Here is a 16,495-nt window from a genome sequence, read left to right on the forward strand (position 1 = left end):
GGGGATCAATGATGCGGATCGGTGCTTACGGTGAGGTAATGATGCGGTTGACGCCACCAGAATATCGAACATTGGAACAGACTCACTCTTTGCGAATGGATTTTACGGGAACAGGGGTCAATCTGTTAGGTAATTTGGCGCATTTCGGCTTGACGACGTCGATGCTGACACAGGTGCCAGCCAACCGATTAGGAGATACGGCAAAAGCCAGCTTGCGTTCCTATGGAATCCAGACGGCATTTGTTGGCAAAAAATACAGTCATATCGGCAGTTATTTCGCCGAGATCGGCTACGGCGCTCGTCCGACCTATGTGACGTATCAAAATCGCCATCATAGTTCCTTTGGCGTTTCTGGTCCAGAAGAATATGCTATCGATGGATTTTTAGAAACGGTCGATCTCATTCATATTTGCGGGATCTCTCTTAGTTTGACTGAGAAAACCTGGCAAACAGCTTTGGCTTTGGCGAAACAGGCCCATGCCAAGCAGATTCGCGTCTGCTTTGATTTCAACTTCCGTCCAAGCTTGAATGAAGAATTAAATCGGGAGGTACTGAAACAACGGTATGAAACGATCCTACCCTATTGTGACCTAGTTTTCGGCTCTGTCCGTGACTTGGAGGAGCTGCTGGCATATCCCTTAGAGGAAACAGAAGGTGCCCAGCTTGCGTTGATCCAATCCTTTATTGACCAGTATCAACTAGAATGGTTCTGCGGGACACGCCGTCTAGCCGTGGAAGACAAGCAATTTATCAGTGGAAGAATCATTACGGCGCAGGATGCCTATGAAACGGCACCGCAGCTGCTGCAAGTATTGGATCGGATCGGGGCAGGGGATGCCTATGCCGCTGGTGTATTATTAGGCTATGCCGAAAAATGGTCGCTCCAACGCACCGCTGATTTTGCAATCACGAATGCTGTATTGGCTCATACGATGCTGGGAGATGTCCCATTAACCACCAAAGAACAAGTCTTACAGGCACCAGGAAAAGACTTGATTCGCTAGAAAAAACACTTGCGTCCTTCTCTTGATGGATGACTGCGCAAAAGTAGACCAATCGGCTGCTTTTGCGCAATCATTCACCGCTTTTAGGAGAAGGACGCAAGTGTTTTTATTGTTTTAAAAAGGCTTCTACTTTTTTCTCAGGGATCACCCACAACAATAGCACGAGACTATCCAGTGTGATGATGAATAGGGGATGGATCAGCCAGCCGAGGAGCAATGCCAGCACGTTGATAAACAACGTAAAGTAGAGTTTCTTGTATCCGCGAAACAGTTCTACGATGGCTTGATTATCAGGGTTGGCACGCACCAAGGACTTTCCTACAAGGAAATAGCTGAAATCCGTCAATAAAATGACAGCCCCGTACAGCAGCTGAGGGGCAAGAGCGACTGGATAACGACTGACCCATGACGTTACAAAAGGAAAGAGGGTCAGTGCCAGGATCAATAAATGATTCGCCCACAAGGTCCAACCGTCGATTTTAGACACTACTTGAAATAGATGATGGTGATTGTTCCAGTAGATCGCTAACATCACAAAGCTGATCAAATAAATAATAAATTGCTGTTCCACTCCTAAAAAAAAAGCAAATGTATCGCCTTCGGGCTGGTGCAATTCCAATACTAATAAGGTCATTACGATCGCAATGACCGCATCGGTAAAGGCTTCGATTCGATTTTTTGACATGTACATCCATCCTTTTAAGTTTCTGTTTACTGGATCAGTGTACGCGATTGTCAGAAATTCGTCGAATGATTATTCTCGGGACAAAAGCCAACGTTCCAGCTATTTCGCAATTGGCCCATTGCCTAGTGCACCGAATAAAAACAAATCGATCGCTTCTGGCATCTTGTCTTCTTTTTCTGGTGAGTCCAAATGAGCCGCCATCAGTACTAACAATTGACTGGTGACAAATTCTGGGTCGACATCCGAACGGAGATTGGAATCACTGCGACGAAACAAGTCAAGAAACGGTTCTTTATAATTTTTCCGCCAAAGCAAGTACAGTTTTTTAGAAGTGTCCTCAGAAACGGTATGCTGAATGTCGTGCATCATCATATAAAAATTGATCCGATGCCGACTTCTTAAAAAAAGAAACATGTTCAAGATTTTTTCAGAGATCGTCAAGGAAGTATCTTCAACGCTCTGATTTAGCTTTCCAGAAACCTCTTGTGCCAAAGAAACCATCACTTCATAATAGATGGCTTCTTTGCCTTTGAAGTGATAATAAAGATTGGGTTGGGTGATGCCGACGGCTTCTGCGATCTGTCTAGTAGAAGTTGCTTGATACCCCTGCTGCATAAACAGGTTCTCTGCGACTCGTAAAATTTTTTCTCGCAAGTTCAAAGTCAGCCCTCCCAACGTTCCTGACGAAGCATTTTTTTCGCGGTAAACAAAAGTTGGATTTTCCGTTGTTTCGGTACCGCTGTTTTTTCAGCAAATACTTGATAGTTGTTTTTGCGAATCACAGTCAAGATTTCCCGATAGATCAAAGCAGCTGCTAATAGAGCTTCACGGCAATCTTCATCGATTTGCGGCATCATGACAAAAGATTCTTGATAAAGCGTCTCTGCCATTTGCGCCTCGTGTTCCCACATCTCGATAAACTGCGGGTTTTGATTGCCAGCTGCTAAAGCCTCTCGCGAAAGGTTGTATTGCGCCAAGACTGTTTGCGGCAAATAGATGCGGCCCATCCGCAGATCCTCGCCAATATCACGTAAAATATTGGTGCGCTGCATCGCTTCACCCAATTTGATGGCAGGCTCTTGAATCGCAGCGGCTGCTTGCGAGAGAATCGGCAAGAGCATCAGACCTACACTGCCAGCTACGTAGTAACTATAGTCAGAAAGCTCTTTTTCAGAGGTGGGCTGCTGGAAGTCAAGGTCTTGTTTTTGCCCCACCAATAGGTCGAAAAAGGGTTGAAATTGCAGATCAAACTGTTGGAAAGAAAGGGTCAATGCCCGCCAAATGGCTTCATCAGGATCTTCATCCTTGACGGCTTGCGGCAAGTCGATCGTATCGTCTGATACTTGTTTTTGCATTTCTTCCAAGCGTTTTTTCATGGCTTCGATCAACAATGGGTCTTGCTTTTCATCGACGGCATCATCGGCACGTCGGCAAAAGGCGTAGACGGCATAGACGGCGCGGGCTTTGTCTTTTGGCAATTGAGAAAAGGCGGTATGAAAATTTTTCGAATGCTTTTTTATGATGGCCTCACAGTATAAAAAATCGTTGTCGTATTCATCAAAGACGCTTAATGATTTAACGGTCATCTTTTAACAACTCCTCCACAGCTAACTTGGCACTTTGCATCACGATTGGCACACCCGCTCCTGGATGCGTACTGCTGCCGCAGAAGTATAGGCCTTCTGCATAATCAAATTTATTATGGGGACGATAGTAATTGCTTTGGGCTAATGTCGGTTTCAAGCCAAATGTCGCACCATTGTAGGCATTGAACCGATCATTGAACGTATCTGGCGTATACATTTTTTCATACACGATGTGTTCATCGATATCCGTAAAGATCGTTTTTTCTTTTAATAATCCAATAATCTGCTGGCGGTAGCTTTGGATCGTTTCATCCGTCCATTGATCAAATTTAGATAATTCAGGCACTGGGACTAAAACATAAAGACCTTCTTGACCATCAGGTGCTAAGGAAGCATCTTTCAGGGTTGGACGATACAAGTAGAAGGAAGGATCTTCTGGCAGTTTGCCAGCCTCGAAAAGATCGTCTACATTGCGTTTGAAATCATTGGCAAAATAAATGCTGTGGAGTGCGCTATCCTCATATTTTTTGTCCAGACCTAAATAAAGCAAGAAACAAGAACAAGAATAATCCATCGAAGCGATTTTTTGATTGGTGTATTTGCCGCGTTTTGATTCATCAGGAATCAAGCTTTCCATGGCATAAGGAAAATCAGCCGCACAAATCACGGCATCTGCGGTGATCGTTTCTCCATTGACACGAACGCCTTTGGTTTGCTTGTTTTCGATCAATAATTCATCGATCGGCGTATTGTAATGGATCGTACCGCCTAATTCTTGGAACAAACGTGCCATACCAGTGGCTAACGTATACATGCCGCCTTTGATGAAATAGACCCCATACATCAATTCGATCATAGGAATGATCGTATAAAGAGACGGCCCTTGATAAGGGGAGACGCCGATATACAAGGTTTGAAACGCCAATGATTTTCGAAGGCGATCATCTTTGACAAATTTAGAAATGGAAGAGTAGGCGTCACTAAACGTTCGCAGCTTTAACCCTGCCCATAATGATTTGGGATTGTAAAAGTCTCGCCATGTCCGAAACGACTTGGTGATGAAGGACTCTTTGGCGATCACATAGCGTTTGTAAATATCTGCTAAAAAGGCAAAATAGCCTTGAGCATCTTCTTCTGAGATCGCTTCTAGCGTTTTGGTCAATTCTACTAAGTCATTTGAGAAGGTCAGCGGTTCGTCTTGGGCAAAATACAGCTGCAGCATCGGATCGACTTTCTCCATAGGAATATAGTCATTCGGATCAACGCCAGCAAATTCAAACACTTCACGATAAATTTCAGGCATCATCACGATGGTGGGGCCCACATCAAAGGTAAAGCCGTTTTCCTTGATCTGATTCATTTTGCCCCCAGGTTGACCTTCTTTTTCGTAGAGGCTGACGTCATAGCCAAGTTTTTGCAAACGGACAGCAGCAGCTAATCCTGACACGCCCGCACCGACAACAATAATTTTTTTCATGCTTGCTCCTTCTGCGAATCATCTGATTCGGCTTCTTTTTTCGTGTGTTCTTTTTCTTCTAAAACGCCATCTTTCATGACGAGAACCCGATCACAATAATCTGTTAAACGGGTATCATGGGTCACCATAATGGTGGCTTTTTGTTTCTCTTTGGTTTCTTTTGCTAAGATTTTGACGACTTCGACGGCTTTTTTTGAATCAAGACTCGCCGTTGGTTCATCTGCCAATATGATGGTGGGATCATGATAGAGCGCTCGGGCAATAGCCACACGCTGTCTTTCACCACCAGAAAGTTCATCGGGATATTTGTTCTGCAGCTTTTCGATCCCAAGTTGTTCAAACAATTCAGTTGCTGATTGCTCTTGGGTTTCTTTGCTGACCTTATCCACTAATTGGAGTTGCTTTTTGACCGTCAAAAAGGGGACAAGGTTGGAAGCTTGTAAAATAAAGCCGATCTTTTTGAAACGAGTTTTTGCCCGTTGCTTTTCTTTTTGTTTACTGAAGGGTTCGTCATTGATAAACACTTCGCCTTCAGAGGGGGCTTGCAGACCACCGGCGATCGTTAGAAAGGTACTTTTCCCAGAGCCAGAAGGACCGATGATGGCGACAAATTCGCCTTTTTCTACCGAAAAGTTGGTTTCTTTCAAGGCTTCAATTGTCGCGTCCCCATCTTTAAATGATTTTTTGACTTGTTTGAATTCAATGGCACTCATGTTTTTTCCTCCTATCCGATTGCTTTCAATGGGTCGATTTTTACAATCGTTCGCACCGAGAAGAAAGCACCTAGCATCGCGATCAGAATCATCATGACACTGATACTAGCAAAGAATAATAGATTGATTTGGAATGGCACTGCCGCAGGTAACACGAGGGCGGTACCGATCGTTGCCAAACCACCGATCAAAACACCCGAGGTTGCCAATAAGAACGTTTGGGCGATCACCGAAAAAGCAATGTAGCGGCTAGAGATCCCTTGAGCCTTCATGACACCAAAAATTTCTGATTTTTGCATCGTTAGCACATAGATAAAAATACCGATAACGATGGCAGCGATCACGATCAAGAACCCGATCATAAAGCCAAAAGTCAGCACTTGTGCGTTGTAACCAGGCAATTCATTAATAAATTTGCTGATATCCGTAGCGACCAGATCATCTGGCACTTCTTTGATTTTGCCGCGAGTCACGATCGCGTTGATACGGGCATTTTCAGAATCATCTTCTTTTTCAAAACGAATTTCTTGATAAGCACCGATCGAGGTGTAGAGGACCGGAGCGACACTGAAGCGGGCGTTATCTGTAAAACCGACGATTTTCAATTTTTTGTCACTGCCTGCTAATTTGATGGTGTCACCAATGGAAATCCCGTATTCTTCCTCAATACTGCTGTCGGCGACCGCTTCATCATCTGAAGCAAACATCTCGCCATCGGTAATATTGGGTGCTAAAAATTGATCTGGATCAATGCCGAAAAAGGTGACATCGACTTTTTCACCGTTGTCTTCTTTGGTCACAACTCCAGCGGTTTGCGCCAAAACTGCTTTTTCTGGTGCATCGACTTCATCATAAAGACTGCGAGGAAGCATCGACATGTTTAAATTATCATTTGCTTCTTCGGTCAACAAAATTTGATCTGCCTCCCATTTGTCGACCGCCATCCGATTATCTTGAGCCAACCCATAAGCTAACCCAGTTAAAAAAAAGACCAAATAGGCGATTAAAAACATGACCCCTGTGACTAGGGCGTAACGCAATTTGGAATGGCGTATTTCATTGATTGCCAAAAACATAACGATTCCTCCTAATATTTTATCACTTGATAAAATAAAAATACCATTTTTTTTATTTTCAGCAAACTATCTTGCTTACAAAGAGTAAATTCGGAGAAAAAAGGAAGGTTATTTAGAAGGGGCGTCTGTTGATTGAAGAAAACCACTTGCTGCCCTTTGATTTGAATAGGCGCGTAGGAGCAGCGAAGGGGCGGGGGATTTTAGTGGAGAAAGAACGTTTAGAATAACAGTAAAAGCCCTCTGATTCAGTGCAGACACAACTGCGGCGCTGAATCAGAAGGTTCCTATTTGAAGTCTGGTGCTGGATCAAAGTGTCAATCGTCAGTTTCTTTGCTTGTAGCGATAACTAACGGCACGATTTTTTCAAAGGAGTGACGGAAGCTTTCAGGTTGTGCTAATTTTTGATAGATGATCGCCAAACCGTCTTGGTTTTTGCGATAATCCAACCAAACCTTCAGCTCACTTTGAGGACCGTATTTCTTTGAAATGTACTGATACGCTTCATGATGCAATTGTTCTAAATCTGTCAGCTGCTTTTTCTCATAAGCAAAAAGCAAGGTTCGCTTGAGGATTCGCTCAAAATCTAAGTCGCGATCGGCTTCGGAAATAATTTTGCCATAAAGCGAGCGAGGCTCATAGGGCAACGAGGCGCGACGATCTTCTACAGCTTCGCCGATCATTGAAATGACTGAAGGAGAGAAAAAGCGTGGCAACACAGCATCTTGTTCAACGATCTTGCGGGAATTGCTTTCGTGGTTTTTGCGGCCATAGAGCAAGCCGATATCATGGTAGGCAGCTACCGTATAGACGATATTCAGGTCAACGGGCAATGTTTCAGCAATTTCAAAACTATTTTGGATCACTTGGTGGACGTGCGCTGGGGAGTGACTGCTATCCAATTGGTTGTATTGCGGGATGATGGAGCTTTCAATATAGTGCTTTAGTTGTGGATCAATCGGTGCATCAATCTTCATTTGTCTGGTTCTCCTGCCTTTCATGTGCTAGATGAGGGGGAATTGAGCCAGTGCCAAACCGATCATTTGTTGCTAGACCTAGCGGCTGACGACAAAAGCCAAAGGGCTGTCCATCAATGGTGATTTGCTGCTTGAGCCACGGAAGGTAACTGATGGTATTGGTTGGATCGCCAGCAGCTGCTTGTTCCATTTTCTGCCATTCATTCGACGTAGAAATCGTTGCATCACCTTTCAATAAGCCGTGCCATATCACCTGGATCTCCTTGGGACAAAGGTTTCCTGCCATTGATGACAGCCCGTTAAACCCTAGTGCGACCTTTTCCGCCAAGTCCGCTTCACCACCAGCATAAAAACGAAAATCGGCAGCCGTCTTTGTTTTTAGTTGAGGCACTCGCTCCTTCCTGCCAGCTTCTTTTAAGCCGATCACCCGAGGGTCAGCGATCAAGGTCAAGAGGCTTTCTGCAGATAAATCAAAGCCCGTGCGGCGGGGAATGTTGTATAAAATAACTGGTTTTTCGCAAGTATGGATCAATCCCTGAGCATAGAGCACAGCTTCCTTTTGGGTCAGGCAAAGATAAGGGGGAAAGCCTAAAACCACACCATCGATTCGGGGATTTTTGCTGATTGCTTCTGCCAACGCGAGCGTTTCATGAAATACGATGCCAGCTAAACCGAAGAGGACTTCGAAATCGGCTGCCCAGCTGGTTTCTTGCGCTAAGGCATGTAGAAGCTGTTTTTTTTCTGTTAAGGTCAATGAGTGCTGTTCACCGGTGGAGCCGCACACCAAAACCGATTTGATCCCTTGCTTTTGCAGTTGCAAGATATGGGCAATCGTCCTTTTCGTGTCAAGTCTTTCTGCATGATCAAATGCTGTGGGGACGGCAACATGCAGTGAGTGATTCAATGAAGTCATCCGATTCATCCTTTCTTGTGATACGTTTAGCCAGCGATGTTCTTCTTGCTTCTGGTGCAAGCCAAGGAAGACGAAACAACTGATTATCCACTAAGTGTAGCAAACTTCTCGTTTCAGCAAAAGGCTTAGCAAAATATTTTTAAAACGGTGGTTGCGTTTTCAAATAAAGCATGGTATTATGCAAGTAATAAAACAGGCATGTGACTGGTAATGCAGGCAGGACCTATAAAAAACATGGAAGGGATCGTTGGATTCCGTTCAATGTTTTTGTAGGTGCTGCCTGCTTTTTTCTTTGTTTGGCCAACAAAGGAAAACTAATTAAAGGAGAAGAAAATTATGAATGTAAAAGAAACGGCAACTGCCATCGTTGAGTTGATTGGCGGAAAAGAAAATATCGCACATTTGGAACATTGCTCCACACGCTTGCGCTTTACCTTAAAAGACAATAGCCTCGTACAAAAAGATGCCTTGGAAAAAGTCGATGGCGTGATTGGGGTGCGACAAAATGTCCAATGCCAAGTCATCATCGGCAATGATGTCGTCGAAGTGTATGATGAGGTTATGAACGTGTTAGGTCATGAGCTAACAGCGGATGGAGGAAGTGAAGGCAAACAAAAACAATCGTGGGGTGCGGTCCTGCTTGATTTTATTATCTCGATTTTTCAACCGTTGATTCCAGCAGTCGCTGGAGGGGGCGTCTTGAAATCCTTACTGTTACTTGCTTCTGTCACCGGATTGATGGACAATACGAGCCAGACGTATCAAATTTTGAATCTGATCGGTGGCGCACCATTGTATTTCTTACCGATTTTAGTGGCGATCACCACGGCAAATAAATTAAAGGTCAATCAATTGGTGGCGGTTTCCGCTGTCGGTGCCTTGATTTTGCCTGAACTAACGACACTATTGACAGATGGCGCAGCGTTCATGGGCTTCGGTTTACAAAATATCGCCTATGCGTCACAAGTATTTCCAGCCATTTTAACGGTTTTATTTTACGCTCAAATTGAAAAGCTGTTTACCCGAATCTCACCAAAACCGATCCGTATCTTCTTTGTTCCAATGATGAGCTTAGTTATTACGGTTCCAGTTGCTTTATTGATTTTAGGCCCATTAGGCTTTGAAGTCGGAACGATTTTTTCAGCAGCGATCATTTGGCTGTATGCCCATTTAGGTTGGGTGGCAACAGGGATTTTAGCCGCTGTTTTACCATTGATGGTGGTTACTGGTATGCACAAAGCCATGATTCCCTATGCTGTTTCGTCCATGAGTGAGATGGGGGCAGAGCTGTTATACTTGCCTGCCTCATTGGCACATAACATTGCAGAAGCTGGTGCTTGTTTTGCGGTGAGTGTTCGGACCAAAGACCAAAAACTTCGTTCAACCGCTGTTTCTGCAGGCATCTCCGCCCTTTTTGGCATCACCGAACCTGCTTTGTATGGGGTGACGATCCTGCATAAACGAGTGCTTTACGGCGTGATGGCTTCCAGCCTAGTTGGTGGAGCGGTGGCTGGTTTGTTTGCCATCAAGGCCTTCGCATTAGTTGGCCCTGGTCTAGCAAGTATCACTATGTTCGTGGATGAAGCCAACCCGATGAATCTTGTGTGGGCAATGGTCACGTTAGGGGTATCCTTTGCTGTTTCTTTTGTCCTTGTCCTTTTCTTATTCAAAGACAAAGTGGTAGAAAATAAGACGACGGTTGCCGATCCCAAAGCCGAAGTATTGAGCAAACCAGTAGATGGGCAAGTGGTAGCTTTATCTGAAGTCAACGATGAAGTCTTTTCAAGCGGCATGATCGGAGAAGGGTTCGGGATCATTCCGACGTCTGGCGAATTGATCGCACCTGAAGATGGCGAGATCACGATGTTGTTTGAAACCAACCATGCGATCGGGTTAAAAACCCGTAATGGCGCAGAACTGCTCTTTCATATCGGCTTGGATACCGTCCAATTAGAAGGCAAACACTTTACCCCTTACGTAAAAGCGGGGGATCAAGTGAAACAAGGGCAACCGCTGATCCAATTCGATCTAGATGCCATCAAAGCAGCTGGTTTTGATCCAATCGTGATCTGTGTGGTCACCAATCAAGAAAACTTTATGGTCAAAACGATCGAATCAACCGATGAGCAAAGCGACCAAGGTGTCCTATCGATCGCACCACTCGTCTAAACAAATGAGCAATGCAACAAAAACAATGTAAAAGGGGATTGAAAAAATGACTGAAACAACTTTTCCAAAGGACTTCTTATGGGGTGGCGCAATCGCCGCAAATCAAGTAGAAGGAGGTTGGAATCTTGGCGGCAAAGGCTTGTCGGTGGCAGATGTGGCGACCTACAAACCTCATGTCGATAACAAAGATTATGCGGCGCACATGAGCGTGACCGTAGAAGCCGTCAAAGAAGCGATGGCAGATCCAACAGATACCATCTATCCAAAACGGCGAGGAATCGATTTCTATCACCGCTATCCAGAAGATTTGGCTTTGTTTGCGGAGATGGGCTTTAAAGTTTTGCGATTGTCGATTGCGTGGACCCGTTTGTTCCCAACCGGGGAAGAAACGACACCCAATCAAGAAGGGATCGCTTTTTACCGCAATGTCTTTCAAGAAATGCAGCGCTTGGGGATCAAACCGATCGTAACGTTGTCTCACTATGAAATGCCCCTAGCGCTTAGCTTGAAGTACAATGGCTGGGTGGAACGCAAAGTGATCGATGACTTTGTCCGCTTTGCAACCGTCTGTTTTGAAGAATTTGGGGAGTATGTGGAGTATTGGCTGACCTTTAACGAAATCGACAGTATCCATCGTCATCCCTTTACAACAGCAGGCATCATTCCAGAACAATCAGAAGCAGGCAAAGAAGAGCAAGAGGTGTATCAAGCGCTCCATCACCAATTTGTGGCCAGCTCATTAGTGACCAAAATCGCTCATGAGAAAAACCCAAACAATAAAGTTGGCTGCATGTTAACGAAACTAATGACGTATCCATTGACTTGTGACCCATTGGATGTTGAATTGACCTTAAAGAAAAACTTGGAAAATGATTTTTATGCGGACGTTCAAGTCAAAGGGGCTTATCCGCGAATGATTGAAAAAGATCTGGAAAAACGCGGCATCAAGATTGAAATGGCACCAGAAGACCGCCAAATCTTAAAAGATCACACCGTTGATTTTCTTTCCTTTAGTTATTATATGTCTATGGCCGAATCAGGTGATCCAAATGCCGAACGGACACCGGGCAATACGGTTTTAGGGGTAAAAAATCCCAAGCTGCCATCAACCGAATGGGGCTGGCAGATCGATCCTAAAGGCTTGAAAATATCCTTGCTTTCATTGTATGATCGGTATCAAGTGCCATTAATGATCGTTGAAAATGGTATGGGCGCCGTGGATGTCCTTGAAGACGGCCAAGTGCATGATCCGTATCGGGTCGATTATTTCAAGGCACACTTCAAACAAATGAAGGAAGCTATCGATGAAGGGGTCGATTTGATTGGTTATACTTCTTGGGCACCGATCGATCTGGTCAGTGCTGGGACGTTACAAGTGACGAAACGCTATGGCTTCATTTATGTGGATGCCGATGATGAAGGAAACGGCAGTTATGACCGTTTGAAAAAAGATTCCTTCGACTGGTACAAAGAAGTGATCGCCACCAATGGCGCAAGTTTGGCAGAATAAACAGTGAGGAGCGAGAGTGCATGATTTACATCAAGAAAGTCTTAAATTCAAGTGTCGTACTTGTTGATAAGGAAGGCCAAGAAATGATTGCACTTGGGAAAGGCATCGGCTATGGAAAGAAAGTCGGCGACAGCATAGCCGATACCCAGATCGATCAAGTTTTTCTGCCAATCGATGAAAAAAAATCAGGTCAGTTTGCCGATTTAGTGGATGAGATTCCGTTGTACTATTTTGAAATGACCAAAGAAATCGTCCAGCTGGCGCAAAAAATGCTGCCATATCCGCTAAATTCAACGATTTACCTCACCTTATCGGATCACTTGCACTTTGCTGTAGAACGTCAGCAAAAAGGCTTGAGTGTGACGAATCGGCTCTATTGGGAAATCAAGAATTACTATACAGAGGAATTTCGAGCCGCCGAACAGGCACTGCGCTTGTTGAAAGAGAAGTATCAGATTGAGCTGCCAGAAGAAGAAGCCTCCAATATCGCGTTTCATTTGATCAATGCCCAGTCGAACACCGAGGAAAATCAAGATGGGTTGAAAAAGGCCAAATTGATCGGGTTGATCGTCAATATGGTGCGCTACTCGATCCAGCAAGACGTCAACACCAATTCGATCCATTACAATCGCTTTATCACCCACGTGCGTTTCTTCGTTGACCGATTCTTTTTGGATGGTCTGCTGCAAGAAGAAGATGAAGGACTATACCGTCAAATGTGGGCTCTTTATCCGAATGCTATGGAGATTGCGACAAAAGTCAAAGCCTATATCGATAAAGAATACCAAACGAAGATCCCTGTCAATGAAATCGTCTATCTAGGCGTTCATATCAATCGATTGATGAATCATTCAGCGATCAATTCCTAAGCGTCCTCATTTTAACAAACATAATCAAGCCGTTTTCCTTTGCTGGAGAAACGGCTTGTTTGTGTTTAGTAGGCTTGCTTGTTAGGAATCACGCCTCGAACGCCACCTTTTGGCCGCTCCACGTCGCCTTGGTAGCGTGGGATCAAATGACAATGGCAATGAAAGACCGTCTGTCCAGCAGCCTCCCCGCAATTGAAGCCGATGTTGAAACCGTCTGGTCGATAGGTTTCCAATAAATAAGCTTTGCCTTCCTGCAACAAAGCCTGCAAGTCTTGTAATTCCTCTTGGGTGAGAGCAAAATAATCCCTGCGATGCGCTTTGGGGATCAATAGCAAGTGTCCAGGGGTGACGGGGTACTTATCAGGGATCGCATAAAAGCGTTCGTTTTCAATGATCGCATGTTTTGAGGCAGTACAAAAAATACAAGTCAAAATTTTCCACTCCTTTTTTTCAGCTAAAAAGCGTATCAATATCTGATCTTAGTGTACCAAAAGCTGATTTGAAATGAAACGCACGACAAAAAGCATGTCCTTTTGAGTCAATTGACAGTAAAATAAAAAAAAGTTTATAGATTCGCTTGACTTAGAGTGCACTTCAACCTGTATGCTTAGTGTAACTTAAAAAAACAGGAGGACGTAAAAATGGACTATGTAAAATTTGGCAATACAGGACTTGATGTGTCACCTTTGTGTTTAGGGACAATGGGATTTGGCGATCCCAACAGCGGGTTTCATGAGTGGGTGTTAGAAGAAGACGACAGTCGTGAAGTCATCAAAAAAGCCTTGGATCTGGGCATCAACTTTTTTGATACGGCAAATGTCTATTCTTATGGAGCGAGCGAAGAAATCGTCGGTCGAGCATTGAACGATTTTGCGCCCCGGGATGAGATCGTGGTTGCCACAAAACTATATTCTAAAATGAAACAGCGACCTAACAGTGGAGGCTTGTCCCGAAAAGCGATTTTTTATCAAATCGAACAAAGCTTAAAACGCCTGCAAATGGACTACATTGATTTGTATATCATCCATCGTTGGGATTACCACACGCCAATTGAAGAAACCATGAAGGCATTACATGATTTGGTAGTTTCTGGAAAAGTACGCTATATCGGCGCATCTGCGATGTACGCTTGGCAATTTGCCAAAGCACAAGCAGTTGCAGAGAAAAATGGCTGGACCAAATTTGTTTCGATGCAAAATCACTTGAACTTGCTTTATCGAGAAGAAGAGCGGGAAATGATGCCCTTGTGTGACGATCAAAAAATTGCCGTGACGCCATATAGCCCATTGGCTGCTGGACGGTTAACAAGAGATTGGGGTGCAGAGACTAAACGGTACTTAACGGATAAAACCGCCAATCAAAAGTACGACAAAACGATGGAACAAGACCGAGAGATCGTGGCGCGGGTCGCACAGATCGCTGACAAACACCAAAGCAAACGGGCGCAAATCGCCTTGGCTTGGTTATTACAAAAAGAACAAGTGGTCGCACCAATTATCGGCGCAACAAAAGAAAGCCATTTATTGGATGCATTACCTGCCCTTGATCTAAAGCTGACTGCCGAAGAGATTGCGTATTTGGAAGAGCCTTACTTGCCTCATGCAGTGGTAGGAGCGGAATAACGTGTAATAAAAGGGCTTCTGGCTCGTAGCATACAAAACGATCTAGGAAAAAATGTAAAACAAGGAAGTGAAGCCATGAATATCAAAAAAGTCAGTGAACTGAGCGGTGTCTCAGCTGATACCATCCGTTACTATGAAAAGATTGGGCTGATTCCGCCGGTCAAACGCAATAAAAACGGTGTTCGTGAATTTGATGATGACGACTTAAAATGGATCACCTTTACTAGGCAAATGCGTAATGCTGGACTATCGATTGATGGGTTGAGTCATTATCTGGCTTTATTTGAAGAAGGGCGAGGGACGGTTCCTGAGCGCAAGCAGCTGTTAGCCGAACAAATTGCGGTACTCAGGGAGAAAATCTCAGATATGACGGAAGCTGTTGAACGTTTAGAATACAAACTGGAACATTACGACGAGCATGTTCTGCCGACCGAAGAACGACTGCGTCAACGCAAAGCCAATCTCGTCAACCAGACTTTATGACAAGCCATTTTTTCTAATCAAAGAACTAGGCTTGAATTTTTCAAAAACGAAAGGGAGCTTATGAAACGACTTGCGATTTTAGGAGCTGCTGGCACGATCGGTCAGCGATCACGACAAAAACTTTTAGAAAGAACCAATCGACCACTCGTACTCTATGCCCGCCGTGCATCGGAGCGTTTGCAACAGATCGATGCTGCCCGTGAGACGATCATTGATGGTGACTTTCTCGATTTAGGACGACTCGTTCGAGCATTGCAAGGTTGCCAGTCGGTTTTTTTGACGGATATCCATGATCTGCGGGCAACGCTGCGGGTGATCGAGGCGATGAAATTAGCAGAGGTCAGCCAATTGATCAGTGTCGCACCAGAAAGAAACCTTTGTCATCCAGAGGCATTAAAGCAATTGGTGTCCGTAACTGATCTTTCCCTTTCCCCGAAAAAGCATCAGCTGCTCTTGCAGCAAAAAAATCGCTTAATGTCCTACCAATTGATTGTAGGCTCAGAGTTGGCAGTTCGCTTTGTTCATTTGCCATCAATGGAAGAATGCATGATACAGCCAGGGGGATGGCAAGAAGCAGTCGCAGAAGAAATGCTTGCGATGTATCACTGCTATACAGCCTAAAGCCTGTGCATCTGTGATGAAAACCAACATACTTTCTTGAAGTTCAGAATCATTTTTTTCATGTTTTCATGAAAAAAATGGTTCTTTCTTTTGAGCTTTTTTTGATAGAATAGACAGAAGCTTTTATCCATAAAATTAGTTGCCAGATTGAAAGGAGAACGTTGATGGAATCACTTATCAAAAAAAATCTTGCTCTATTGCTTGGGGTGCTGTGGATCTGCATCGCATTGAACTTTTTCCTTTTGCCTCACAGTATTGCTTCTGCTGGTGTCGGGTCGATCGGCTACCTGATCGAAACCGGCTGGTCGATCAATCGTCATATCGTTGTCTGGGGTATTAATTTATTGATGCTGGCGTTGGCATTTTTGCTTTTAAAGCGAGAGGTCTTTGTCAATACGGTTATCGGCAGTCTGGCATTTCCCGTTCTTCTGGCGCTTTTACCAGAAATTATGCTGCTGCGCTTTTATTCCATCTCATTGATTTTAGGTAGTTTCTTCTTTAGCTTTGGTATCTTTTCGCTCTACAAAATCGGCGCGTCTAATGGCGGCGTGACAATTCCGCCACTAATTTTGGAAAAATACTATGGCATTCGCAGGTCCAGTGGGGTTTTCTTGACCAATTTGATCATCATCTTATTGAACCTCCTGATCTTTTCTTGGCAAGAAGCACTTATTTCTGCCTTTTCAATCTACTTGATTGCCTTCTTCATGCGGCTCTTCATGAGAATCGAACAAAAAATGCAGGCCAAGAAATCTGTGAAAGTCCAAGGAACAGCAAAATAGAGTAACATATC

The 16,495-nt window shown here is 44.2% G+C and carries 17 protein-coding genes; 8 read left to right on the top strand and 9 right to left on the bottom strand.

Translation table 11 applies throughout. The features are described 5' to 3' along the window. The first annotated feature begins 8 nt into the window (after positions 1 to 8). Complete coding sequence (locus IGK14_RS05785; protein ID WP_438711838.1) at positions 9 to 1,004, top strand: sugar kinase; 996 nt, start codon at positions 9 to 11, stop codon at positions 1,002 to 1,004. 106 nt (positions 1,005 to 1,110) lie between these two features. Here the strand turns inward: IGK14_RS05785 and IGK14_RS05790 are convergent, their stop codons facing one another. The 8 genes from IGK14_RS05790 to IGK14_RS05825 all read right to left on the bottom strand — a co-directional run bounded on the left by IGK14_RS05790 (position 1,111) and on the right by IGK14_RS05825 (position 8,428). Further along, positions 1,111 to 1,689, bottom strand: coding sequence for a TMEM175 family protein (locus IGK14_RS05790; RefSeq protein WP_185933022.1), 579 nt, complete (start codon positions 1,687 to 1,689; stop codon positions 1,111 to 1,113). A gap of 99 nt (positions 1,690 to 1,788) precedes the next feature. Further along, positions 1,789 to 2,349, bottom strand: a complete 561-nt coding sequence (locus tag IGK14_RS05795) for a TetR/AcrR family transcriptional regulator (protein WP_142965720.1) — start codon at positions 2,347 to 2,349, stop codon at positions 1,789 to 1,791. 2 nt (positions 2,350 to 2,351) lie between these two features. Then, the gene (locus tag IGK14_RS05800; RefSeq protein WP_142965719.1) at positions 2,352 to 3,275 is read right to left on the bottom strand and encodes a phytoene/squalene synthase family protein; all 924 of its coding nucleotides are present in this window, start codon (positions 3,273 to 3,275) and stop codon (positions 2,352 to 2,354) included. Further along, the gene (locus IGK14_RS05805; RefSeq protein ID WP_231473421.1) at positions 3,265 to 4,752 is read right to left on the bottom strand and encodes a phytoene desaturase family protein; all 1,488 of its coding nucleotides are present in this window, start codon (positions 4,750 to 4,752) and stop codon (positions 3,265 to 3,267) included. The genes IGK14_RS05800 and IGK14_RS05805 overlap by 11 nt, the downstream gene beginning before the upstream one ends. After that, positions 4,749 to 5,465, bottom strand: a complete 717-nt coding sequence (locus IGK14_RS05810) for an ABC transporter ATP-binding protein (protein WP_005225713.1) — start codon at positions 5,463 to 5,465, stop codon at positions 4,749 to 4,751. The genes IGK14_RS05805 and IGK14_RS05810 overlap by 4 nt, the downstream gene beginning before the upstream one ends. 11 nt (positions 5,466 to 5,476) lie before the next feature. Then, positions 5,477 to 6,541 carry an ABC transporter permease gene (locus IGK14_RS05815; RefSeq protein ID WP_005235249.1) on the bottom strand — a complete coding sequence of 355 codons (1,065 nt, stop codon included), beginning with the start codon at positions 6,539 to 6,541 and terminating at the stop codon, positions 5,477 to 5,479. A 314-nt stretch (positions 6,542 to 6,855) separates the two neighbouring features. Beyond that, a complete protein-coding gene (locus IGK14_RS05820) occupies positions 6,856 to 7,515 on the bottom strand; it encodes an HD domain-containing protein (protein WP_270792355.1) in 660 nt (219 codons plus the stop codon). Then, positions 7,505 to 8,428 (bottom strand): dihydrodipicolinate synthase family protein, encoded by a 924-nt coding sequence (locus tag IGK14_RS05825; protein ID WP_142965716.1) that lies wholly within the window; start codon positions 8,426 to 8,428, stop codon positions 7,505 to 7,507. Before IGK14_RS05825 ends, IGK14_RS05820 begins: the two co-directional genes overlap by 11 nt. 336 nt (positions 8,429 to 8,764) lie before the next feature. Between IGK14_RS05825 and IGK14_RS05830 the strand changes: the two genes are divergently transcribed. The 3 genes from IGK14_RS05830 to IGK14_RS05840 are packed head-to-tail and all read left to right on the top strand — an operon-like array spanning position 8,765 to position 12,976. Beyond that, complete coding sequence (locus tag IGK14_RS05830; protein WP_154694312.1) at positions 8,765 to 10,597, top strand: beta-glucoside-specific PTS transporter subunit IIABC; 1,833 nt, start codon at positions 8,765 to 8,767, stop codon at positions 10,595 to 10,597. A 46-nt stretch (positions 10,598 to 10,643) separates the two neighbouring features. After that, positions 10,644 to 12,107 (top strand): glycoside hydrolase family 1 protein, encoded by a 1,464-nt coding sequence (locus IGK14_RS05835; protein WP_438711844.1) that lies wholly within the window; start codon positions 10,644 to 10,646, stop codon positions 12,105 to 12,107. A 20-nt stretch (positions 12,108 to 12,127) separates the two neighbouring features. Next, a complete protein-coding gene (locus IGK14_RS05840; protein WP_010747958.1) occupies positions 12,128 to 12,976 on the top strand; it encodes a PRD domain-containing protein in 849 nt (282 codons plus the stop codon). A 65-nt stretch (positions 12,977 to 13,041) separates the two neighbouring features. On the opposite strand, the gene IGK14_RS05845 is transcribed toward IGK14_RS05840, so the two are convergent. After that, entirely contained in the window at positions 13,042 to 13,407 is a 366-nt protein-coding gene (locus tag IGK14_RS05845) for an HIT family protein (protein ID WP_154694313.1), read from the bottom strand. A 210-nt stretch (positions 13,408 to 13,617) separates the two neighbouring features. Here IGK14_RS05845 and IGK14_RS05850 point away from each other — a divergent pair, with 210 nt between their 5' ends. The 4 genes from IGK14_RS05850 to IGK14_RS05865 all read left to right on the top strand — a co-directional run bounded on the left by IGK14_RS05850 (position 13,618) and on the right by IGK14_RS05865 (position 16,484). Then, positions 13,618 to 14,598: an aldo/keto reductase gene (locus IGK14_RS05850; RefSeq protein WP_154694314.1), complete on the top strand. Its 981-nt coding sequence runs from the start codon at positions 13,618 to 13,620 to the stop codon at positions 14,596 to 14,598. 75 nt (positions 14,599 to 14,673) lie between these two features. Next, positions 14,674 to 15,081, top strand: coding sequence for a MerR family transcriptional regulator (locus IGK14_RS05855; RefSeq protein WP_034868481.1), 408 nt, complete (start codon positions 14,674 to 14,676; stop codon positions 15,079 to 15,081). A 60-nt stretch (positions 15,082 to 15,141) separates the two neighbouring features. Next, positions 15,142 to 15,702 carry an NAD(P)H-binding protein gene (locus IGK14_RS05860; RefSeq protein WP_154694315.1) on the top strand — a complete coding sequence of 187 codons (561 nt, stop codon included), beginning with the start codon at positions 15,142 to 15,144 and terminating at the stop codon, positions 15,700 to 15,702. A gap of 164 nt (positions 15,703 to 15,866) precedes the next feature. Next, entirely contained in the window at positions 15,867 to 16,484 is a 618-nt protein-coding gene (locus IGK14_RS05865) for a YitT family protein (protein WP_151195351.1), read from the top strand. The last annotated feature ends 11 nt before the right edge of the window (positions 16,485 to 16,495 follow it).

Source organism: Enterococcus sp. DIV0970a, from assembly GCF_051711265.1.
GTDB lineage: Bacteria > Bacillota > Bacilli > Lactobacillales > Enterococcaceae > Enterococcus_D > Enterococcus_D casseliflavus.

Bases quoted from the DNA above. Each gene is read 5' to 3' on its own strand.
- IGK14_RS05785 (WP_438711838.1), top strand. From the start codon at position 9: ATGATGCGGATCGGTGCTTACGGTGAGGTAATGATGCGGTTGACGCCA.
- IGK14_RS05790 (WP_185933022.1), bottom strand. From the start codon at position 1,689: ATGTCAAAAAATCGAATCGAAGCCTTTACCGATGCGGTCATTGCGATC.
- IGK14_RS05800 (WP_142965719.1), bottom strand. From the start codon at position 3,275: ATGACCGTTAAATCATTAAGCGTCTTTGATGAATACGACAACGATTTT.
- IGK14_RS05805 (WP_231473421.1), bottom strand. From the start codon at position 4,752: ATGAAAAAAATTATTGTTGTCGGTGCGGGCGTGTCAGGATTAGCTGCT.
- IGK14_RS05810 (WP_005225713.1), bottom strand. From the start codon at position 5,465: ATGAGTGCCATTGAATTCAAACAAGTCAAAAAATCATTTAAAGATGGG.
- IGK14_RS05815 (WP_005235249.1), bottom strand. From the start codon at position 6,541: ATGTTTTTGGCAATCAATGAAATACGCCATTCCAAATTGCGTTACGCC.
- IGK14_RS05820 (WP_270792355.1), bottom strand. From the start codon at position 7,515: ATGAAGATTGATGCACCGATTGATCCACAACTAAAGCACTATATTGAA.
- IGK14_RS05825 (WP_142965716.1), bottom strand. From the start codon at position 8,428: ATGACTTCATTGAATCACTCACTGCATGTTGCCGTCCCCACAGCATTT.
- IGK14_RS05830 (WP_154694312.1), top strand. From the start codon at position 8,765: ATGAATGTAAAAGAAACGGCAACTGCCATCGTTGAGTTGATTGGCGGA.
- IGK14_RS05835 (WP_438711844.1), top strand. From the start codon at position 10,644: ATGACTGAAACAACTTTTCCAAAGGACTTCTTATGGGGTGGCGCAATC.
- IGK14_RS05840 (WP_010747958.1), top strand. From the start codon at position 12,128: ATGATTTACATCAAGAAAGTCTTAAATTCAAGTGTCGTACTTGTTGAT.
- IGK14_RS05850 (WP_154694314.1), top strand. From the start codon at position 13,618: ATGGACTATGTAAAATTTGGCAATACAGGACTTGATGTGTCACCTTTG.
- IGK14_RS05855 (WP_034868481.1), top strand. From the start codon at position 14,674: ATGAATATCAAAAAAGTCAGTGAACTGAGCGGTGTCTCAGCTGATACC.
- IGK14_RS05860 (WP_154694315.1), top strand. From the start codon at position 15,142: ATGAAACGACTTGCGATTTTAGGAGCTGCTGGCACGATCGGTCAGCGA.
- IGK14_RS05865 (WP_151195351.1), top strand. From the start codon at position 15,867: ATGGAATCACTTATCAAAAAAAATCTTGCTCTATTGCTTGGGGTGCTG.